The organism is Nocardioides sp. JS614, assembly GCF_000015265.1.
Classification (GTDB): domain Bacteria; phylum Actinomycetota; class Actinomycetes; order Propionibacteriales; family Nocardioidaceae; genus Nocardioides.
On the sequence record NC_008699.1, the window covers coordinates 3,064,577 to 3,084,235 of the forward strand.

The window sequence follows — 19,659 nt, forward strand, 5'->3', positions numbered from 1 at the left end:
CGCGTCAGAGACTGTCAGCCAGCTGACGTCGCTCGGCGTCCGCCGTCTCGGCGGCGTAGAGCCGCGTCACGAGGCCGGTGAGCACGACGCCGGTGACACCCCAGGTCGTGGCGAGGGTGATCAGCGATGCGCGTCGGAAGAACCACAGCGTGTCGGCCGGGAAGTCGCCCACCTCGTTGACCGTGCCGAAGGCCTGGCCGGCGACCACCACGACGAGCAGGTACGCCGCGACGCCTGCGACCACACCGCCGTAGGTGCCGATGCGCTCACGCAGCCTCAAGGCGCCGTAGCTCGCCGCGACTGCCGCGACCAGGGAGACGAGGACGAACCCGAAGTAGAGCGCGGTCCGGTCGCCGATCGTCTCGCTGTCGCCGACCGCCGGTGGCGTGGCGGGGTACTTCAGGAACGGCACCAGTGCGAACGAGACGAACCCGAGCAGCGTGACGAGAGCGGTCGACTGGCCGGGCAGCAGGCGGCCGATGTGGCCGATGGTGGCGGCGGCGACGAGGGCGACGATGCCGCCGAGAGCGAGGCCCACGGTCAGGGTGCCGGTGAGCAGGCCCCAGGTCTCCTGGTTGTCGCGCGACACCTCGGTCCTGGCGCCTTCCTCGGCGGTGGCTTCGTCGCCGTGGCGGTGCGTGTGGGCGTGACCGTCCTCGGCGGGCGGGGCGTCGCCCGGAGCCTCGACGCCAGCACGGGGCTGCTCGAGGGCGATGGCCGTCCTGACCTGGGGCTCGCCGGCGGTGTAGGCGACGAGGAAGGTGGCGATGCCGGCCACGAGGCCGGCGATCAGCCCACGGATGAGAAGTGCGCGTGCGGTCATGGGGGGTCCGTTCGGCGCCGCCACAGAGGCCACGGGGTGCAGGCCTACTGGGGGCGAGATCATGTGACGGGATGCGTCGCGCCCGTCAGGGACGGGTCGGAAGAGGCCGCCCGGAAGTCATTCCGGGCGCGGCGTCAGTGGCAGGGGTAGCCCAGCAGGTGACGACCGTCGTGGACCCACTCGTGGATCGCGTTGCCCGACGGGATCGAGACGGCACCCTGGTCGGCGCTCACGAAGAAGATCACCAGGACCGCGAGCAGGCCGAAGAACAGCGCCCAGGGAGCGAGCTCTCGCAGCGGGATGGTGGGAACAGAAACGGCGCCGGAGATCGGCGTCACAGCAGACTGCGACATGAGTCCTCCTCGAGGGGGTGGATGCGCCCCCGGTCAATGGGTGGTGGCAGGCATTCGGGTCTGGCTCCACCTCGACCGGGTCACCCCGGAGGACGTGTCACAGTAGCGCTACTGCGCCGGACTCTCACCGGCTTCCTCATGCATGCGTAGGGCACTCTAGCGGAGTCCCGCCCCGGCAGGGATCCCGTCCGGCTAGCGGGATCTGGGCAGTCGATGGCTCTCGATCGGGCGGTTGTCGATGAAGTGCTCGGCGACGATGAGCGATGCCATCGCGGGGTCGACGCCGCCGTACCAGACGTCGTCGGGCTGGACGCTGATCACGGGCGCCTGGTTGCAGGGCGACTGGCAGCCGGTGTGCACGAGGAGCACGTCGTTGTCGCCCAGCTGGTGCTCCACGAGCGCAACGACCATGGCCCGGAGGTTGTCGACCTGGCCCATTGCCGTGCAGCGGGGTCCGCGGCAGACCATGACCTGGTGGCGATGGCCTGCCACGTGCTCCCACGCCTCGGAGGTCAGGCCGGGCTCGGCGCCGGTGATGGGTCGCACGCTCTGCAAGCAGGCGCCGATCTGGTCCAGGTCCGTGGCCAACTCGGTGGCGACACTGATGGTCGGCCTGCGGCCCGCGCGCTCGCGCCACCAGTGCGCAGCGATCCTGCGCAACCAGGATCGGCCGGGCGCCAAAGAGCCGGTGTCGACGCCGACGAGCGTGATGGTGGTGGCTCCGTCGTCGGCGAGGCGGGTGAGCTCGGCGGAGAGTGACGGGTCGCCCATCTGCAGGAACGCGACGGTGCCGCCCAAGGGCCGCGCGCACGTGAACAGATGGTCACGACGATCGACGTCGCTGACGGACATGCCGACGAGCACGACGCTCATCGCGATCTCCGGAGTACGGCGACTGCGGCCGCCACGAGAGCCGCGCCCGCCCCGACACGCGCGCCGAGCCGAACGGCGGTTGCGATGTCACGAGGCTCGACCGCGCGCCCGTCGCCCATCACGGCGCGGTGCTCGACCCGGTCGCCGTCGTAGGTGTTCGTGCCACCGAGACGGATCCCGAGCGACCCCGCGAAGGTCGACTCGACGACTCCGGCGTTGGGGCTGGGGTGGGCAGCCGCGTCGCGACGCCAGTCGGTGATCGCCCTGCGGGGGTTTCCACCCAGCGCCACGGTGAGGAGCCCGGCTAGTCGTGCCCCCGGGAGATTCACGAGGTCGTCGAGCCGCGCGCTGGCCCACCCGAAGTTCTCGTAGCGCATGTTGTGGTGGCCCACCATCGCGTCGAGGGTGTTCGCAGCGCGATAGCCCAGTAGGCCTGCAGGGCCCAGCAGTGCGCCCCATACGAGCGGGGCGACGACGGCGTCGGAGCTGTTCTCGGCGACCGACTCCACGACGGCCCGCGCGACCTCGGACTCGTCGAGCCGCTCCGTGTCGCGACCGACGAGCCGCTTCACCTGGACCCGTGCCCCCGGCAGGTCGCCGGCGGCCAGCAGGACGTGGACGGCGGATGCTTCACGTTCCAGCGTCCGCCCACCCAGCACGGCCCACGTCACGACGGCGGTTACCGCTGATCGAGCGATCGGCGTGCGAGCAGCCTTCTCGGCGACGACGCCGAGGACCCCGGCTCCACCGACCAGTACGGCGGCATGAAGCACACCGCGCGCGCGGGAGTCGCCGTACACGCTCTCCTCGACCGCGCGCGCGACGTGGCCGAAACCGGCGACGGGATGGCGGTGTGCGGGGTCGCCGAGCATCCGGTCGGCTGCGTAGCCGAGCAGGAGCCCGGCGGCACGCGCCTTCATGGCCGCATCAGGTCGTGAGCTCCTCGAGCAGCGCCACGCTGCTGAGGAGCGCCGCGGCGCCACGGATGAGCGGTACGGCGGCCACCGCGCCGGATCCCTCGCCCAGCCGCATGCCGACGTCGAGCAGGGGCTCCAGCCCCATCTTGGCCAGGGCGAGCGACTGGGCGGGCTCGGTCGAGCGGTGGCCGGCGGCGAACCACGCAGCGGCACCGGGCTCCATCCGATCGGCGGTCAGGGCACACGCGACGCTCATCAGGCCGTCGAGGAGGACAGGTACCCCGTCCTGGGCAGCTGCGAGCATGAAGCCGGTCGAGGCCGCGAGGTCCGCGCTGCCGAGAGCGGTGAGCGTCTCGATGGGGTCGTCCTGGCGGGCGCCGGCCCGGTCGAGTGCCGTCTGGACGACCTCGATCTTGTGCGTCAGTGCGGCGTCGTCGATGCCGGTGCCCCGTCCGGAGACGTCCGCTGCTGGCAAGCCGAGGCCGGCGGCGACGAGGGCGGCGGCAGGTGTGGTGTTGCCGATGCCCATGTCGCCGCTGATCAGCAGCTGTGCCCCGGCCTTGATCTCCTGACGCGCGACGGCCGCGCCGGCGTCCAACGCGGCGCGTGTCTCTTCAGGCGTGAGCGCGTCCGCGAGGTGGATCGCGCCGCTGGCGCGGCGGATCTTGTGCGCAGTGAGGGTGTTGCGGACGTCCTCGTCCAGATCGTGGAAGTCCTCATCGACGCCGATGTCGAGGACTCGCACGGCGACGCCGTGGATCTGCGCTAGCGCATTGACGCCCGCCTTGCCTGCCAGGAAGGTTCGGACCATGGCGCCGGTGACGGCGGGCGGGAAGGCCGAGACCCCATGGGCCGCGACGCCGTGATCGCCGGCGAAGATCACCAGCCGCACGTTGTCGACGGGGTGCGGCGGCACGTGTCCCTGGACGGACGCGATCCAGACGCCGAGCTCGCCGATGCGGCCGAGCGCGCCGGGTGGGGTGGCCAGAGCCGCGAGGCGCTTGGTCGCGTGGTCGCGGGCGATGTCGGAAGGTGGGGAGACGTAGGGCATGCGCGGGGGCCTGTCAGTGAGTGAGGTGCGGGGCACGGATGTGGTCGAGGGCTTCGAGCAGGTGGCGGGTGGTGGCGGGTGGGCGCACGGCGATGCGCACCCAGCTCGCGTCGAGTCCGGGGAACGTGTCGCAGCGGCGTACGGCGATGCCTCGGGCACGCAGCTGCGCGTGGGCGTCACGGCCGACACGGGCCAGGACGAAGGAGGCATCCGAAGGAACCGTCTCGATGCCGCGCCCGTGGAGACCGTCCTCCAGGACGTCGCGCCAGCGCGCGAGGGCGACGGCGCGTTCTCGCGACTCCGCCGCCGCCTCGCGCGTCGTGCAGGCACGGATGGCCGCGATCGCCGGGGTCGAGACCGACCATGGGGTCTGGCGTCGGGCGAGGTGCTTGATGACGAGGCGGTGACCCACCACGTAGCCGGCGCGGATGCCTGGGATCGACCAGTGCTTGGTGAGGCTTCGGATGACGACGAGGTCGCGGAGCCGCTCGCGGATCAGGGACTCGGCCTCGCCGGGCACGGCGTCCATGAACGCCTCGTCGACCACGACCAGTCGGCCCTTGCGGCGCAGTCGGCTGATCGTGCTCGCCTGGTGCAGGACGCCGGTCGGGTTCGTGGGATTGCCGACGATGACGAGGTCGGCATCCTCGGGAACCGCTGCCGGGTCGAGTGAATAGCCGTCCTCCGGTCGGCACAGCACGGAGGTGACCTCGTGGCCGGCCTGCTCGAGCGCGGCGTGCGGCTCGGTGAACTGCGGATGGATGACGACCGGCTTCTGCCAGGATCGGAGTCGTGCGATGAGGCTGAAGGCTTCAGCCGCCCCTGCTGTCGGGAGGATCTCGTCGAGCTTGCGGCCGTGCCGTTGAGCGATCGCGGCAGCGGCCGGGGTCGCGTCGGGATAGGCCTGGACCTCTGCGACCGACATGGCGAGAGCGTGGTCGAGCCACGGCGGCCGTCGGGCGTCGTACACGTTCACGGCGAAGTCGAGCAGGTCGGGCCCGGTCTCGGCGTCGCCGTGGTGGCGCAGGGGCTCGGTCGGGCGTGGCGTCGCGGTCGCCGGTTGGTCACGGGCGGCAACGGCCTCGCGCGGCTCGGTGGCGTGCGGCACCGCGCGGTGTGCGGCGTCAGCGAAGCGCTGGGCGAGTCGCGGGTGGCCGGCCCAATGGACGTGGAGGTACGACGCGTGCACGATATCGGTCGCGTGTCCGGTCGGCAGGCCGTCGATGGTCCACGCTGGCCGGATGCTGCTCGCGGGCGAGATCTGGGTGCGGTGGAACTCGTGACCGGTGACCCTCTCACCGACCCGGGTGAGCAGCGAGTCCGTTGCTGCGGTGGCCGTGGGATAGCGCAGCGTCAGTCGCTCGTTCATGGCAGCCGTGAACGGAAGGGCGGCGGCCATCGGTGCACCATCGAGGGTCTCGGCGAGGTAGAGCAGGCCGGCGCACTCGGCGACCGTCGGCACACCCGTGTCGACGGCGGCGCGCAGGTCGTCGAGTAGGCGGCGGTTGGCGGCGAGCTCTGCGGCGTAGACCTCGGGGAACCCGCCGCCGAGGTAGATCCCCTGCGTGCGCGGCGGAAGGGCCGGGTCGCTGATCGGATCGAAGGTGACGACCTCGCAGCCCGCGGCCCGCAGCAGCTCCTCTGTCTCGGCGTAGCGGAACGTGAAGGCGCGGCCTCCGGCCACCGCGATGACCGGTCGCCCGTCACCACCCGCCGTGATCTCGGCGTGCGGTTCCCACGGTTCCGCGTCAAGCTCTGGCGCGGCGCGTGCGATCGTCAGCACTGCGTCGAGGTCGAGGTGCTCGGCGACCTGCTCACCGAGGCGGTGCAGCATGGCGGCGGACTCGTCGCGTTCGGCGGCGGGCACCAGGCCGAGGTGGCGCGACGGTGTGGCGAGATCCTCGTTGCGAGGGAGGCGGCCGAGGACGGGCAGCCCGGTGCGCTCCATGGCGCGCACGATCTCGGCGTCGTTCGCTGCCGAGCCGGTGCGGTTGAGGACGACACCGGCGATCTCGAGGCCGTCGTCGAACGCCGCCATGCCTGCGGCGATCGCCGCCGCGGTGCGAGACAGCCGGGCCACGTCGACGACGAGCACGACGGGTGAGCGGGTGAGCGTCGCGACGTGAGCGGTCGAGGCGAAGCCGTCGGTGCCGAGGCGGCCGTCGTAGAGGCCCATGACGCCTTCGATGACCGCGATGTCGGCGCCGCACGCGCCGTGGAGCAGCAACGGGACGATCCGCTCCTCCCCCACCAGGTGGGGGTCGAGGTTGCGGCCGGGTCTTCCGGTGGCGAGGGCGTGGTAGCCGGGGTCGATGTAGTCCGGCCCGACCTTGTGGCCGCTGACCTCGTGGCCGGAGATGCGCAGGGCCGCCATCAGCCCCGTCGCGACGGTCGTCTTGCCTTGACCGGTCGATGGCGCCGCCACCACGAGGCGGGGCAGCCTCACCACTCGATGCCCTTCTGGCCCTTCTGGCCGGCGTCCATCGGGTGCTTGATCTTCGTCATCTCGGTGACGAGGTCGGCGACCTCGATGATCTCCGGGGCGACGTCGCGGCCGGTGATGACGACGTGCTGGTGACCGGGCCGGCTCGCCAGGAAGTCGGCGACCTCGGCGGCGTCGATCCAGCCCCACTTCACCGGGTAGGCGAACTCGTCGAGGACGTAGAGGTCGTGCTCCTCGGCGAGGATGCGGCGCTTGATCTCGGCCCAGCCGTCGCGGGCGACCTGGGCGTGGTCCTCGTCCTCGCCCTTCTTGCGCGACCAGGACCAACCGTCGCCCATCTTGTTCCACTGCACCGGGCCGCCCTGGCCGGTCTGCTCGTGCACGCGGTTGAGCGCGAGGTAGGCGGTCTCCTCGCCGACCTTCCACTTCGCCGACTTCACGAACTGGAAGACCGCAACGTTCCAGCCCTGGTTCCACCCCCGCAGACCGAGCCCGAAGGCGGCCGTGGACTTGCCCTTGTTCTCGCCGGTGTGGACGATCAGCAACGGCCGGTTGCGGCGCTGGCGTGTGGTGAGGCCGTCGTCGGGAACGGCGGTGGGAACTCCCTGGGGCATCAGGCGACCTTCCTGGTGACGGTTCTGGTCAGCGCCTCGGCGCTGACCTCGGCGACGGGGACGTGCTCCGCGTTGAGGCTTCGCGCCAGCCCGATCGCGAGTCCGAGTCGCAGTGGCCCGGCCTCCCCGTCGATGACGACCGAGGCGATCGCCAGGCCGGCGACGTGCTCGGCGGCCTGCAGCGACCGGCGTACGGCGTCGCGGCCTGCCGTGGCGCGACCGTCGGTGACGACGACCAGCAGTGGCCGCAGGCGCGGGTCGCGGAGTCGTTCCCGGCGCAGGACCTTCGCGGCCTCCCACAGCCCTTCGGCGAGGGGGGTGCGGCCACCGGCAGGGAGCTCGTCGAGCCGTGCCGCGGCAACGTCGACCGAGTGGGTCGGCGGCAGCACCAGGTCGGCGGAGTCACCCCGGAACGTGACGAGCCCGACCTTGTCGCGCCGACGGTAGGCGTCCAGGAGCAACGACAGGATCGCGGTCTTGACCTGGATCATGCGCTTGCGCGCCGCCATCGACCCGGAGGAGTCCACGCAGAACAGGATGAGGTTGGACTCGCGGCCCTCGCGCGTCGCCACCCGGAGGTCGTCGCGGCGCAGCGCGAGCCGCCCGCCGGTGCGACCGCGCGACCCCTGCCGGGGTGCGGCTGCCCTGATCGTCTCCAGCAGGTGGAGCGATCCGCGTCCGTCGGCCGGCCTGCTGGCCCCGACCCGGCGACCGGTGCTCGTCCTGGCCCGACTGCGGCGGCCGCTCGCGCCCGCACCGACGCCGCGCACGGTCAGCAGCTTCGGTCGGTACGGCGAGCCAGCTGCGACCGTGCTCGCACGGTCGTCCGTGTCGGCAGCCTCGGGGCGGTGCTGCGGTTCTGGTGGGCCCAGCGCCGGATCCGGACCGCTCGGGTCGGTCCCGCCGCCGTCGCTGTCGCTGCCGCCCTCGGCGTCCGCGCCGGGCGAAGGCGCGGCCCCATCCGTCCTGGGCGTCCCGGGCGTCCCGGGCGCAGCTTCGGGGCCTTCCTCGTGGTCGGTCCCCGGGGGCGGCTCGGGCGGCAGCTCGTCATCACCGAGGATGCGGTCGAGCAGGTCCTCGTCGAGGCCCGGCGCGTCGAACGGGTTGCGTCGGCGACGGTGCGGCAGTGCGAGGGTCGCGGCCCGCCGGATGTCGGCCCTGGTAACCGCGTCGCGGCCCTCCCAGGCGGCGTGAGCGACGGCGGCGCGGGCGGTGACGATGTCGGCGCGCAGGCCGTCCACCTCGAACGCGGCGCAGACCTCCGCGATCTTGAGCAGGGCCGCGTCGGACAGCACCACGTCGGCCAACGACGCACGAGCACCGTGGATGCGCTGGTCGAGATCCTTCTCCGCGGCAGCATAGGTCTCGATGAAGCTGACCGGATCGGCGTCGTACGCCATGCGACGACGGACCACCTCGGCACGAGGCTCCGGCGCGCGCGGCGCGGCGACCTCCACGGTGAGCCCGAAGCGATCGAGCAGCTGCGGGCGAAGCTCACCCTCCTCGGGGTTCATCGTGCCGATCAGCACGAACCGTGCGTCGTGCTCGACCGAGATCCCGTCGCGCTCGACGCTCACGCGGCCCATCGCCGCGGCGTCGAGGAGCAGATCGACCAGGTGGTCGTGCAGGAGGTTGACCTCGTCGACGTACAGCAGGCCGCCGTTGGCGCGAGCGAGCAGGCCCTTCTCCACCTCGACCTTGCCCTCCGAGAGCGCGGACTCGAGCTGGATGGAGCCGACGACCCGGTCCTCGGTGGCGCCGATCGGCAGCTCGACCAGCGGCGGGAGCAGTGCGCCGAGCGCACGGACGGCGGTGGACTTGGCGGTGCCCTTCTCGCCGCGCACGAGCACGCCGCCGATCTCGGGCGAGATCGTCGTGAGGACGAGTGCCAGGCCCATGTCGTCCAGGTCGGCCCTGACGTCGCAGCCGAGGACGGCGGAAAACGGGTAGTGCAGTGGCATGTGAGGCTCCCGCTCGGTTCGTCCTCCCCGGCCCGCTGCCGGAGAAGCCAGGCGGGAGGCCGGTCTTCGGACTTGCCGAGTCCTCCGTGGAGGAGGCTCGGTTCACCGCAGCGGGCCTGTGCCGGAATCTCACCGGCTTCCCAGATTCTCCCCGTCCACCGTCACCACCGTTTCCGACGGCTGGGCGGTTGGGGCACCTCTCGCCTTGCGGGCCTCACGATAGCGTCTGGCCGCGTGATCATAGTCGTGGGTATCGGCGCCGACGGCTGGGACGGGCTCCCGGGGCCGGTCCGGGAGCAGGTCGAGAGGGCTGCGGTCGTGCTCGGGGGACGCCGCCAGGTCGACCTCGTGCCGGCCATCGAGGGTCAGCGGCGCGAGACCTGGCCCTCGCCGCTGCGCAGGGGGCTGGCTGCGCTCCTCGCCACGCTCGAGGGGCAGGACGTCGTCGCCCTCGCGTCGGGTGACCCGCTCGTCTCCGGCATCGCGACGACGTTGATCGACGCCGTCGGCGCGGATCAGGTCAGGGTCATCCCCGCCGTGTCCTCGGTCGCACTCGCACGCGCGGCGATGGGCTGGCCCGCCGAGTCGCACGCCACCGTCAGCGTCGTGGGTCGCGACGTCTCGCTCGTACGCCGCGAGCTCGCGCCGGGTCGCCGGATCCTCGTGCTCTCCTCCGACGAGACCACTCCCGACGCGGTCGCCGATCTCCTGTGCCGGGACGGGTACGGCGACTCGATCGTGACCGTTCTCGGCGACCTCGGCTCGCCCGACGAGACGAGCAGCGCCTCGGCGGCGACCGAGCGGCGAGGGCCGTACTCGCGACTCAACATCGTGGCGATCGAAGCGACCGGCCCGGCGGCCTACGCCTCGTGGACCGCGGGCCTGCCCGATGACTCCTTCGAGCACGACGGGCAGCTGACGAAGCGTGACCTGCGCGCCTCCGCGCTGGCCCGTCTGGCCCCCGTGCCCGGCGAGCACCTGTGGGACGTCGGTGCAGGAGCCGGCTCGATCGGGATCGAATGGATGCGGGCCCACCCCACCTGCACGGCCACGGCAGTCGAGGCAGACCCCGAGCGCACTGAGCGGATCGGACGCAACGCCGCCAGACTCGGCGTGCCCGGGCTCGAGGTCGTCGAAGGCCGCGCTCCCGAAGTGCTGGCCGCACTGCCCACACCGGACGCGATCTTCGTCGGCGGCGGCGCGACGCGACCCGGCGTCATCGAGACCTGCCTCGACGCGCTCGGTGCACAGGGTCGGATCGTCGTCCACGGCGTCACCCTGGAGACCGAGCAGGTGCTCGCTCGGCTCTACGAGGAGCAGGGTGGCGAGCTGACCCGGATCTCCGTCGAGTCGGCCGGCCCGGTCGGGACCTTCACCGGTTGGACGCCCGCACGTGCCGTCACCCAGTGGGCGTACGCGAAGGGCTCGTGACGCTCCTGTCGCGGTGAGCGGCGTAGAGCCAGGACTCGCCGCCGTCATCGGCCAGTGCCCGGCCGACCAGGATCACGGCTGCCTGCCGGAGGTCTGCGTCGTCGACGAGGTCGGCGATCGTCGCGACCGTCCCGCGCAGCACGCGCTCGCCGGGCTGACTGGCCCGGTGGACCACCACGACGGGACAGTCGGCGCCGTGCTCCGGCTCGATCTCGGCCATGATCGCCCGCACCCGGGTGATCGCGAGGTGGAGGACCAAGGTCGCGCGGGTGCTGGCGAAGGTCGCGAGTGCCTCGGTCTCGGGCATCGCGCTCGAGCGTGCCCGGGTGCGGGTCAGCACGACGGACTGGCTCACCAACGGCACCGTGAGCTCGGTGCCGACGAGCGCCGCCGCCGCCGCGTACGCCGGCACCCCGGGCGTCACATCCCACGCGACTCCCTCAGCGGCGAGCCGCCGGGTCTGCTCAGCCAGGGCGGAGTAGAGCGAGGGGTCCCCGGAGGTCAGGCGCACCACCTGCTTGGCCGTCCGGGCGGCGGCGATCAGGCACGCGCTGATCTGGTCGAGGTCGAGACCCTGGGTGTCCACCAGCTCGGCGCCGGGGCTCACGTGGGAGAGGACGTCGGGGTCGAGGTAGGTGCCCGGATAGAGCACCACGTCCGCCTCGCCCAGCAGCCTGGTCGCGCGCACCGTCAACAGATCGGCGGCGCCGGGTCCGGCCCCGACGAAGTGGACGATCGTGGCAGGCTTCGTCATGGGCCGGCCTTCACGAACCGCGGTGTCCAGACCCGGCCGCGCGTGACGCGGGTCGAGGTGGCGCCAACGATCAGCAGGCACTTCATGTCGATCGTGGCCGGGTCGAGGTCGCCGAGCGTGGTGACGACGAGCGACTCCTCGGCCCGGCCGATGTCGCGACCGACGATGACCACCGTGTCCGGCTTCCGGTGCTCCAGGAGCACGTCGCGAGCCGTGGCGAGCTGTCCGGTCCGTGAGCGCGAAGACGGGTTGTAGATCGCGAGCACGAGGTCGGCCTCCGCGATGGCTCGCAGGCGTCGCTCGACGACCTCCCACGGCTTGAGCCGGTCGCTGAGGGAGACGACGGCGAAGTCGGCACCGATCGGCGCGCCAGCACGTGCCGCGACCGCCTGGACCGCGCTCAGTCCGGGCAGGACCCGGATCGTGACGTCGGCGTACGCCGGATCCTCGGCGGCCTCGAAGACAGCCGATGCCATCCCGAACACGCCGGCGTCGCCGCCGGACACCACGGCCACCTTCTCCCCTGCCCGGGCCAGGTCGAGCGCTGCACGGGCGCGATCGACCTCGACCGTGTTGCCGCTGGCGTGGCGCGTCAGGCCCGCGCGTTGCGGTACCCGCTCGACGTAGCGGCCGTAGCCGACGACATGGTCGACGCCGGCAAGCGCATCGGCGGCCTCCGGAGTCAGCCAGCCGTCCGGTCCCGGGCCCAGGCCCACGACCAGCAGCTCGGCCGCCGGCCTCTCCGCCACCACGGGTCCGCCATCGAGGAGGCCCACCCGCATGCGCTCCGCACTCGGCGTCTGGGCCGTGTCACCCGGCACGAAGACGAGCGAGAAGTAGGGCACCGAGTCCGGGTCCACCTCGGCCACGGGCAGCCAACGCTCTTCCGCCTGCGAGGCACGCTCGACGTACCACGCACCGTCGAGCCGTCCGGCCTGCTCCAGTGCGGACCGCACGGCGGGGAAGGTACGACCGAGCTTCATGATGATCGCGCCGTCGGTGTCGGCCAGCCTGCGGGCCAGCTCGGGCTCAGGCAGCGTGCCCGTCAGCACCGTGAGGACGTCGGTCTGCCTGACCAACGGCGTCGAGACCGCAGCCGTCGCCGCGGCGAACGCAGGCACGCCCGGCACCACCGCCGTGTCATAGGCGTGCTTGAACCGGTCGTGCAGGTACATCGACGAGCCGTAGAACAGCGGGTCCCCCTCAGCGAGGAGCACGACGTCCCGCCCGGCGTCCAGGTGCGCGGACAGTCGTACGGCGCACTCCTCGTAGAAGTCGGCCATCGCGCCGACGTACCCGCCCGGGTGGTCGGTCGTTCCGGTCGTCACCGGATAGCGCAACTCCTCCTCGATCGCTCCCGCCGGGATCACGGAATCGGCGATGCGGCGGGCGTGCGACCGCTTCTTCACGCCCGCATGGAAGGCGACGACCTGCGCGTCGCCGATGAGGCGAACGGCCTTGAGGGTCATCAGCTCCGGATCGCCCGGGCCGATTCCCACGACCGTGAACGTGCCGTTCATTCGATCTCCTGGGCGAGTGCGTTGAGTGCGGAGGAGGTCATCGCCGAACCGCCACGGCGACCGCGGACGGTGACGAAGGGGATGTCGATCCCATGCTGGTCGTGGAAGTCGACCAGTGCCTGCTTGGACTCCGCGGCACCGATGAAACCGACCGGACAGCCGACGATCGCAGCGGGCCGGGGACCGCCGTCGAGGATGAGCTCGAGCAGATGGAACAAGGCGGTCGGCGCGTTGCCGATCGCGACCACCGCACCGTCCAGGTAGGGCGGCCACAGCGAGACCGCAGCGGCGGTGCGGGTGGTTTCCCACTGCTTCGCGAGAGCCGGGACCCGGGGATCGTTGAGGAAGCACAACACGTCGTTGTCCTTCGGCAGACGGCTGCGGGTAACGCCGGTCGCCACCATCGTCGCGTCACACAGCACGGACGCGCCCGCCTCCAAGGCGGTGCGCGCTGCGGACACCATCCGCGGATGCACGACGAGGTCGGCAGCAAGATCGACCTGCCCGCTTCCGTGGATCATCCGCACCGCCAGCTTCTCGGCGTCGACCGGGATCGCCGACAGGTCGGCCTCTCGGCGGATGGTGGCAAAGGAGTCGACGTAGATGGCCGGGCCATTGTCGACGTACTCGTAGCGGCAAGGTGGGCGGGACAGGGTCATCGGGGCTCCCCCGGGACGAGGACGCCGCGCCAGGGCGTGACGACCAGGAACTCTGAGATAGAGGTGAGCGAGTCGACCAAGGCACGGTCGAGCAGCCCCTCGGGCACCTCCAGGTGGTGGCCGCCGGGCACCTCGCCGTACGCCAGCGGGCCGACGGATCGCGGAAGTCGTGGATCGGGTGCCGACGCCGCCGCGAGCTCGGACGGGAGCTCACGGACATGCCATGCCGCCGTCGGTCCGCTCCCCCGCCTGCTCAGGAACCGGAGCCCGAGCTCCGCAAGCTCCCCGGCAGCATGATCGAGCGCGACGAGTGGGCCGTGGCCGTCCCCGATCCGCAGTTGGCAAGTTGCGGCATCGGCCGCGACCAGACCGAGGTCGCAGCGTCGATCGAGGAGGTCTCCCCTGCCGTCGTCGAGCACGAAGAGGAACCTGCCGGGCAGCTCCCCCAGGGTCGGCTCCGCCAGCAGCGCCGCATCGAGCGCAGCAGCGACCGAACGTAGGTCCGCCCGCCCCCCGGCCAATCCTGTCTGCGGCGAGACCATCACGTTGCGGACCAGGTCGTGTGCCCGGCTGGGCAGCAGTCCCGTGGCCTCGACCGCCGCCAGGACCTCGTCGGGAAGTCGGCCGTCACGCGAGGGCAGCGCACGGATCTGCAGGTTGGTCCGAGACGTCAGGTGGATCCGACCGTCGCCGTACTCCTCGGCAACCGACATCAGGGAACGCAGACTGGTCGCGGAGACCCGTCCCCCGATCAGGCGCAGGCGCACCAGCAGGCCATCGTCAGCAGCCCATGGCCGCAGCGCGCCCGGGCATCGGTCGCTGCGCTCGCGGTTGGCGGTCACCATCTGCCGGGTCCTTCGGGTCTGGGACCCGTGCGCGGGATCCGTGCGACCTGGCGGCGATCGCCGCTAGGGCCAGCAGGTCTTCGGACTCGGGATCAGCCGGACGAGGCGCCTTCCCAGGTCCGCATGCTCGACCCAGTGGCTGTATCGCTACGTGCCTCGCCCGTCACCCATACCGCTGCGCGTCAGTCCCGGCCTCTCACCGGGTTCCCTGGCTCCTGCATCGGAGGTTGACTGGCGAGGCCAGCCTACGACGACGGCGTCGAGTCGGCCCAGCGCGGTCGGGGAGCATCGCTTCGAATGGCTCGCGGAGGCGCGTGCGAACTCGACGGAATCCGGGCGGGCCGCTGCTAGAGTTCCACGTCGCTACATGGGCGCATCACTTCGGGGAGCCACGCCATGTCGAGTTCACGTGATGCCGGTGTCGGCGCTGGGCGTCGGCCGGGGCGGGATGGGGAAGGGCCAGCGGCCTCGCTGCCGCGGGTGAGGTCCGGGGGCTCTGATGCTGTCGGCGCGAAGGGGGTCTTCGATCACTACGCGCGACTCGTGCAGCGGCTGCTGGGGGTTCCCACGTCGTTGGTGACGATCGTCGAGGAGCACCGGCAGGTCTTCCCGGGCGCGGCCGGCCTGGCCGAGCCGTACCACAGTGAGCGCCAGACGCCGCTGTCGCACTCGTTCTGTCAGTACGTGGTCCGCGATCGCGCACCCATGGTCGTCGCTGACGCTCGCGAGGTCGAGCGCCTGGCCGACAATCCGGCGATTGGAGAACTGGACGTGATCGCCTACGCCGGCTGGCCCCTGGTCGATCGGGACGGTCGGGTGGTCGGGTCGGTCTGCGCCATCGACTCGGGGCCGCGAGAATGGAGCGGCGAGGAGGTGGCGATCCTCGAGGAACTGGCCCAGGCGTGCTCGGCCGAGCTGCAGAACGCCCGAGCGCTGGCCGAAGAGGGCGAGGCGCTGGCTCGGACGATCTTCGACTCCGTCGATGTCGCCATGCTGTTCTACGAAACCGGCGGAGGCCTGATCCTCGCCAACGAGCTGGCCCGCCGTTTCGCCGAAACGACCGGGTTCGACCTCGACGGGCCGTTCCGGGCCGACAACCACGGTCTCGTACCACCAGACCCACATGTCATCGCGCGAGCCCTGAGGGGAGAGTTGACCTCGCAGGAGACGATGTGGGTGGGACCGTCGGGAAACCAGATCGCGGTGACGGTCTCGAGCCAGCAGGTCTTCCGCCCCGACGGCACGTCCTGGGGCACGCTGATAGCCGCCCATGACATCACGAACCTGGCCCGCTCGCTGCAGGTCAGGGAGAGCTTCATCACGACTGTCGCGCACGAGCTTCGCACCCCCCTCACCTCGATCCTGGGCTACGTCGAGCTGCTCGTCGACGACGTGGACGGCAGAGGGGAAGATCTCGAACGCACGGCACGCCGCATCGATGAGGCCGCAACGAGGTTGCGCGACAGGATCACTGAACTGCTCGACACCGCCGACCGCCATCGCCAGCTCGACCTCGCATCGACCGATCTGGCAGCCCTCACACGCGGCCTGACCGACAGCTTCGCCGCCCAGGCCCGCGCGGCCGACATCACGCTGACGACGCAGGCGCAGCACCCCGAATGGGCCGTCGTGGACGAGGCGGGAATCGAGATGGTCGTGCGAAACCTGGTCTCCAATGCGATCAAGTTCACACACCCCGGCGGCCACATCGCGCTCACGACGACCGGGCAGCCCGATCACGTGCGCATCACAGTGACCGATGACGGCGTCGGCATGTCACCCGACGAGGTCGCCCAGGCCTGCGACATGTTCTGGCGAGCCGAGAGCAGCCACCGTCAAGCCCTCCCAGGAACGGGCATCGGGCTTGCCCTCGCACGCGACCTCATCGCCGCCCACCACGGATCGCTCGACATCGACAGCACTCCCGACGTCGGCACCACCATCACCCTCACACTCCCCCGCGACCCCACACGGGCGGCCCACTCCCTTCCCGCTGATCCTTGCTGCGACCCGTGAGACGTCCGCCCGACTCCGTCACCTCACGTGGGACGGGCTGAGCCTCCGTCGGTCATCACCGGCCGGACGTGACCTCAGGATCGGTCTTCTCCAGGAGCGCCACGCATTCGATGTGGTGGGTCATCGGGAGGAGGCAGACGGCCCTGAGCGCGACCGCGATCCTTTGCGGCCAACTGCACGCGTGAGCCGAAGGTAGCCCCTGACCTGCAAGGATGGCGCCTTTGGCCGCTGCTGACGTCAGCTCTGGTTTGCGCGTGGCGGCGAATCAAAGCGAGCCCAATCCGAGCCCTCGGCGAAGCTCGAGCTCGCGGCGACCATGGCCTTGTAGCGAGGACCATTCGTATTACACTTGCATCATGAAGATCAACGGTGCCGAGGTCTCCGAGGACCAGATCGACGACTGGGTGGCGGAGGCTGAGGCCGGCTACGACGTTGAGATGCTTCGCAAGGGTGGCCGCAAGCCGGTCGGCGACGGGCCAGGCCGGGTCGTCCCGGTCCGTCTCGACGCAACGCTGCTGGCCCAACTCGACGGCCGGGCCGAGCATGATAACCAGTCGCGTTCGGAGATCATCCGCGCCGCGATCCGTGCCTACGTGGCGGGAAGGTCCGCGACTCAGCCCTGAAGCACGGCATCGACCCCGCGGACTCCATTCAGGCCGCCGAGCATCCGGTCTTCCTGCGTGACCTCGGTGACGACCCGCATCGCCAACTCCGCCTCAGGTTCGACACGCACGGTCGCATCCTGGAGGTGATCGTGCTGACCGGAGACGGCGGGGACCAAATGCTCATCCACGCCATGAAGGCACGCCAGCAGTATCTCGCCCTGCTCGACTGACGTCGCAGTCAGGGGCCTCAACCGCGCAACGCGGCGAGGCAGACGACGTCGTGTCGGGCAGATCCCATGACCGTCAGCGGGCAGTTCTCATGTCCGCCAGCGGGCAGCTTCGTGGCCGTCTCCGGGCAGTTTCTCGTGGCCGCCGACACCCAACCGCCTCGATTTAGCAGACACGCCCTAGCCCTCGCCGACTGGTGCGCCCTCCAGATGACTCTTCAGGCTCGACCAGATTCGCTGTTCCTGGCGCGTCCCCATCCAGGTGACTAGCGGCCCCAGGAGTCGGAGTCCGCCCTTGGGCCGTACCTCTCCGGACCACCGCATACGCGTTCCGTCCGCGACAGGCTCGAACTTGAGCGTGTACGCAATGTCCATTTGCTTCATCGTCGTCGTGGAGGCGAGCAGCCTTGGCCGGTCATAGCCAGTGTTCTCAATAAGCATCTCCGCGGTGCGTCCCCCCGACCGCACCGCCGACTTGAACCGGGTCCCCTTGCCGATCGGCCCGGCGGTCTCCTTCTCGGCGCGCACCATTTTCGGGTTGTACTGCAGTTCGTTGGTCTGATCCGCCACGTAGTCGAACACCACTTCCACGGGACGCCCGATCGTGATCTGTCCCTCGATTTTCGCCATGTCGATCCTCCGACCCTGCTACCGGCTTCCGCGATCAGCACACTGCAATCGAACGCGAAAAGCCAGAGCGGATCCGCCGCCCAGGACTCAGGGACGGACGTCCCCTCCCGGTGCACCACCGGCAGAACGCGGGCCATCCCACTGCGCGCTCTGTCATCGGCCAGATCCGGGCGGTCCCAGTAAGAGGAACGTCCAGCGGGACAGCCCGCCTGCCGGCATCCGGGCGTCCCACAAGACCCGCCCGGTGACGTGCACCGGTGACGGAGCCCTATCCGGACGATCGACCGCCGGCTGTCGGGTGGCGTAAGGGTGAGGGCCCCTACTTTGACGACCAGTCACCGGTCCACCGATCTCGCCAACTTGCCCCGCGGGCGGGTCATCAATCTTCGCTGCAACTCGACAACGAAGTCCTCCGGCATGACTACAACTCCCCCGCCGTGATGAGCCGATCGAGCGAGATCTGGACATCCGGGATCTCGATCAGCAGCGTCCGGTCCTTCCCGACCGCGGTGACCATGGCGCGCAGCCGCCGGCGGTCCTTCCTCGTGAGCTCTTGGTTCCGGAAGTCGCGGGCTGTGAGCAACCCAGCGAGGACGACGAAGTCGCGCCTGTGCCGACCGAGGCCAGGGTCCCCCGCGTTGCTGAGCGCTGCCGCCTTACCGACCAGTGCGCCGACGAGGTTGGGCCGGCGTACGGATCCTTCGCGACCCGCGACCGACACCCGGACGGTCTCGCTGCGCTGCAGCGCTTGAGTCCCACCTGCGGTCGGGAGTGTCGGACTACCCGTGACGCCTTGGCGAAGGCTGGCTCGCTCGCCGATCCCGTCCGGAAGCAGCACGTCGATCGATGCCTTGCCGCGAACCCAACGATGTTGGAGACCCTCCGCCGAGATGCCGGCTGATCTGAACCCGAGGTCGGTCAGGGTCTCGGTAAAGGTGGCGAGCATCGTTGGGTCGGCCCGTACGTCGATGACTGTGTCGGCGTCGTTCGTCGGTCGCACCAGGAACTGCCCCCGCTCAGCGCAGTGCAAGTGGACGAGCTGGCCGCCGATCAGCGTCCAGCCCTCGGCGAGCCGCTCGTGGAGGTCGAGGATCCCCCACCACGAGGCTGTCTGCTCGGGCGGCATTGCGGGCAGGACGATCATCGATCCGCAGCCTTCCACCCCACGGCCAGCTCGTGCAGCAGCTGCGCTGCACGTGCCTCCTCGCGTGGCCCGCGATGCTCGGCGAGATCGGCCGCGAGCCGAAGACGTGAGTCCGGATACGGGTACTGCGCATCTGGGAGGACGTGCAACACGACGTTCGCATCCCTGTCAGCCTCGACCAACAGGTAATCCCTCACGACCCCATCCACATCCGATTCGCCGAGGTATCCCTCGACGTCGGGCGAGGCGATGCCGCTCGCCCCCAGGTCGACGAGCATGGCCCAGCGATCGTCTGCCCTGAGATCGTCGAGGTCAGCCGCAGCCGCGCGGAGCAGTCGACGCTGGGCCCGGTTGCGGAACACCGAGCGGAGCGACACCACAAGCTGCCTGACGACTTCCTCATCGGCGACGGGCTCCGCGGCCAGCTCGAGCAAACGCCTCAACTGCATCCGCGCCCGCGACGACACCGCAGGCCCGCTGACAACCACCCGGTCACGGTCGCCCTCGGACGCCGCGATGACCGCCCATGCGGAACGCGCCGAATGCGGGCGGCCCGCTTTGCTGAGCTCTTGGACATGCAGGAGGGAACGCTCGTCAACCACCCACTGGGACCCGATCCGCTCAGCAACCAGCGAGCCGTCCGCGATGCGCTGGTGGATCCGGGGCACGCTGACGCCCAGCCGCTCCGCGGCCTGCGCGACGCTCACTGCTCCCATGCGCACAATCCTAGAAGAGTTTAAAGGATTGTGGAAGCCGTGCGGGATTGCCAAAGCGAGCCCAAAGTGGGCCCAAC

The 19,659-nt window shown here is 70.7% G+C and carries 18 protein-coding genes and 2 riboswitches; of the genes, 3 read left to right on the plus strand and 15 right to left on the minus strand.

Translation table 11 applies throughout. From position 1 onward, the window contains the following. Positions 1–4 precede the first annotated feature (4 nt). From NOCA_RS16075 to NOCA_RS16110, 8 genes are all read right to left on the minus strand, one after another. A complete protein-coding gene (locus tag NOCA_RS16075) occupies positions 5–823 on the minus strand; it encodes a CbtA family protein (RefSeq protein WP_041546598.1) in 819 nt (272 codons plus the stop codon). Positions 824–957: 134 nt separating this feature from the next. Continuing rightward, complete coding sequence (locus NOCA_RS16080) at positions 958–1,176, minus strand: CbtB domain-containing protein (RefSeq protein ID WP_011756322.1); 219 nt, start codon at positions 1,174–1,176, stop codon at positions 958–960. A gap of 192 nt (positions 1,177–1,368) precedes the next feature. Next, positions 1,369–2,049, minus strand: a complete 681-nt coding sequence (locus NOCA_RS16085; protein WP_011756323.1) for a (2Fe-2S) ferredoxin domain-containing protein — start codon at positions 2,047–2,049, stop codon at positions 1,369–1,371. Beyond that, positions 2,046–2,969, minus strand: coding sequence for a cobalamin biosynthesis protein (locus NOCA_RS16090; RefSeq protein ID WP_041546599.1), 924 nt, complete (start codon positions 2,967–2,969; stop codon positions 2,046–2,048). Before NOCA_RS16090 ends, NOCA_RS16085 begins: the two co-directional genes overlap by 4 nt. Positions 2,970–2,976: 7 nt before the next feature. Then, complete coding sequence (gene cobT, locus NOCA_RS16095; protein WP_011756325.1) at positions 2,977–4,017, minus strand: nicotinate-nucleotide--dimethylbenzimidazole phosphoribosyltransferase; 1,041 nt, start codon at positions 4,015–4,017, stop codon at positions 2,977–2,979. Positions 4,018–4,030: 13 nt separating this feature from the next. After that, positions 4,031–6,463, minus strand: a complete 2,433-nt coding sequence (locus NOCA_RS16100; RefSeq protein ID WP_197687725.1) for a cobyrinate a,c-diamide synthase — start codon at positions 6,461–6,463, stop codon at positions 4,031–4,033. Next, positions 6,460–7,074, minus strand: coding sequence for a cob(I)yrinic acid a,c-diamide adenosyltransferase (cobO, locus tag NOCA_RS16105; protein WP_011756327.1), 615 nt, complete (start codon positions 7,072–7,074; stop codon positions 6,460–6,462). Before cobO ends, NOCA_RS16100 begins: the two co-directional genes overlap by 4 nt. Continuing rightward, the gene (locus tag NOCA_RS16110) at positions 7,074–9,035 is read right to left on the minus strand and encodes a VWA domain-containing protein (protein WP_011756328.1); all 1,962 of its coding nucleotides are present in this window, start codon (positions 9,033–9,035) and stop codon (positions 7,074–7,076) included. The genes cobO and NOCA_RS16110 overlap by 1 nt, the downstream gene beginning before the upstream one ends. 40 nt (positions 9,036–9,075) lie before the next feature. Then, positions 9,076–9,219: riboswitch (cobalamin riboswitch) on the minus strand. Positions 9,220–9,269: 50 nt separating this feature from the next. Here NOCA_RS16110 and NOCA_RS16115 point away from each other — a divergent pair. Then, positions 9,270–10,466, plus strand: a complete 1,197-nt coding sequence (locus tag NOCA_RS16115; protein WP_011756329.1) for a bifunctional cobalt-precorrin-7 (C(5))-methyltransferase/cobalt-precorrin-6B (C(15))-methyltransferase — start codon at positions 9,270–9,272, stop codon at positions 10,464–10,466. Here the strand turns inward: NOCA_RS16115 and NOCA_RS16120 are convergent. From NOCA_RS16120 to NOCA_RS16135, 4 genes are read right to left on the minus strand one after another with little or no spacing between them, the layout of a single operon-like run. Further along, positions 10,435–11,220 carry a cobalt-precorrin-4/precorrin-4 C(11)-methyltransferase gene (locus NOCA_RS16120; RefSeq protein ID WP_011756330.1) on the minus strand — a complete coding sequence of 262 codons (786 nt, stop codon included), beginning with the start codon at positions 11,218–11,220 and terminating at the stop codon, positions 10,435–10,437. The two genes, NOCA_RS16115 and NOCA_RS16120, sit on opposite strands and share 32 nt — an antisense overlap. Further along, a complete protein-coding gene (cobJ, locus tag NOCA_RS16125) occupies positions 11,217–12,740 on the minus strand; it encodes a precorrin-3B C(17)-methyltransferase (RefSeq protein ID WP_011756331.1) in 1,524 nt (507 codons plus the stop codon). The genes NOCA_RS16120 and cobJ overlap by 4 nt, the downstream gene beginning before the upstream one ends. After that, positions 12,737–13,399, minus strand: a complete 663-nt coding sequence (locus NOCA_RS16130) for a precorrin-8X methylmutase (protein WP_011756332.1) — start codon at positions 13,397–13,399, stop codon at positions 12,737–12,739. The genes cobJ and NOCA_RS16130 overlap by 4 nt, the downstream gene beginning before the upstream one ends. After that, complete coding sequence (locus NOCA_RS16135; RefSeq protein WP_011756333.1) at positions 13,396–14,244, minus strand: nitrite reductase; 849 nt, start codon at positions 14,242–14,244, stop codon at positions 13,396–13,398. The genes NOCA_RS16130 and NOCA_RS16135 overlap by 4 nt, the downstream gene beginning before the upstream one ends. 54 nt (positions 14,245–14,298) lie before the next feature. Beyond that, positions 14,299–14,495, minus strand: a riboswitch (cobalamin riboswitch). A gap of 145 nt (positions 14,496–14,640) precedes the next feature. On the opposite strand from NOCA_RS16135, the gene NOCA_RS16140 reads away from it, so the two are divergent. Next, positions 14,641–16,260 (plus strand): ATP-binding protein, encoded by a 1,620-nt coding sequence (locus NOCA_RS16140; RefSeq protein ID WP_011756334.1) that lies wholly within the window; start codon positions 14,641–14,643, stop codon positions 16,258–16,260. Between the two features lie 356 nt (positions 16,261–16,616). After that, on the plus strand, positions 16,617–16,883 hold the full coding sequence (locus tag NOCA_RS16145; RefSeq protein WP_011756335.1) for a CopG family ribbon-helix-helix protein: 267 nt from the start codon (positions 16,617–16,619) through the stop codon (positions 16,881–16,883). A gap of 389 nt (positions 16,884–17,272) precedes the next feature. On the opposite strand, the gene NOCA_RS16155 is transcribed toward NOCA_RS16145, so the two are convergent. From NOCA_RS16155 to NOCA_RS16165, 3 genes are all read right to left on the minus strand, one after another. Continuing rightward, positions 17,273–17,722 (minus strand): SRPBCC family protein, encoded by a 450-nt coding sequence (locus NOCA_RS16155; protein ID WP_011756337.1) that lies wholly within the window; start codon positions 17,720–17,722, stop codon positions 17,273–17,275. A 421-nt stretch (positions 17,723–18,143) separates the two neighbouring features. After that, positions 18,144–18,866 (minus strand): hypothetical protein, encoded by a 723-nt coding sequence (locus tag NOCA_RS16160; RefSeq protein WP_011756338.1) that lies wholly within the window; start codon positions 18,864–18,866, stop codon positions 18,144–18,146. Next, the gene (locus tag NOCA_RS16165; RefSeq protein WP_140404040.1) at positions 18,863–19,582 is read right to left on the minus strand and encodes a helix-turn-helix domain-containing protein; all 720 of its coding nucleotides are present in this window, start codon (positions 19,580–19,582) and stop codon (positions 18,863–18,865) included. The genes NOCA_RS16160 and NOCA_RS16165 overlap by 4 nt, the downstream gene beginning before the upstream one ends. Positions 19,583–19,659: the final 77 nt, after the last annotated feature.

Excerpts from the sequence above, each read along its gene's own strand:
- NOCA_RS16075 (WP_041546598.1), bottom strand. The coding sequence starts at position 823 with ATGACCGCACGCGCACTTCTCATCCGTGGGCTGATCGCCGGCCTCGTG.
- NOCA_RS16090 (WP_041546599.1), bottom strand. The coding sequence starts at position 2,969 with ATGAAGGCGCGTGCCGCCGGGCTCCTGCTCGGCTACGCAGCCGACCGG.
- NOCA_RS16140 (WP_011756334.1), top strand. The coding sequence starts at position 14,641 with ATGTCGAGTTCACGTGATGCCGGTGTCGGCGCTGGGCGTCGGCCGGGG.
- NOCA_RS16110 (WP_011756328.1), bottom strand. The coding sequence starts at position 9,035 with ATGCCACTGCACTACCCGTTTTCCGCCGTCCTCGGCTGCGACGTCAGG.
- NOCA_RS16160 (WP_011756338.1), bottom strand. The coding sequence starts at position 18,866 with ATGATCGTCCTGCCCGCAATGCCGCCCGAGCAGACAGCCTCGTGGTGG.
- NOCA_RS16165 (WP_140404040.1), bottom strand. The coding sequence starts at position 19,582 with ATGGGAGCAGTGAGCGTCGCGCAGGCCGCGGAGCGGCTGGGCGTCAGC.
- NOCA_RS16120 (WP_011756330.1), bottom strand. The coding sequence starts at position 11,220 with ATGACGAAGCCTGCCACGATCGTCCACTTCGTCGGGGCCGGACCCGGC.
- NOCA_RS16085 (WP_011756323.1), bottom strand. The coding sequence starts at position 2,049 with ATGAGCGTCGTGCTCGTCGGCATGTCCGTCAGCGACGTCGATCGTCGT.
- cobJ (WP_011756331.1), bottom strand. The coding sequence starts at position 12,740 with ATGAACGGCACGTTCACGGTCGTGGGAATCGGCCCGGGCGATCCGGAG.
- NOCA_RS16080 (WP_011756322.1), bottom strand. The coding sequence starts at position 1,176 with ATGTCGCAGTCTGCTGTGACGCCGATCTCCGGCGCCGTTTCTGTTCCC.
- NOCA_RS16155 (WP_011756337.1), bottom strand. The coding sequence starts at position 17,722 with ATGGCGAAAATCGAGGGACAGATCACGATCGGGCGTCCCGTGGAAGTG.
- NOCA_RS16145 (WP_011756335.1), top strand. The coding sequence starts at position 16,617 with ATGAAGATCAACGGTGCCGAGGTCTCCGAGGACCAGATCGACGACTGG.
- cobT (WP_011756325.1), bottom strand. The coding sequence starts at position 4,017 with ATGCCCTACGTCTCCCCACCTTCCGACATCGCCCGCGACCACGCGACC.
- NOCA_RS16130 (WP_011756332.1), bottom strand. The coding sequence starts at position 13,399 with ATGACCCTGTCCCGCCCACCTTGCCGCTACGAGTACGTCGACAATGGC.
- cobO (WP_011756327.1), bottom strand. The coding sequence starts at position 7,074 with ATGCCCCAGGGAGTTCCCACCGCCGTTCCCGACGACGGCCTCACCACA.
- NOCA_RS16135 (WP_011756333.1), bottom strand. The coding sequence starts at position 14,244 with ATGGTGACCGCCAACCGCGAGCGCAGCGACCGATGCCCGGGCGCGCTG.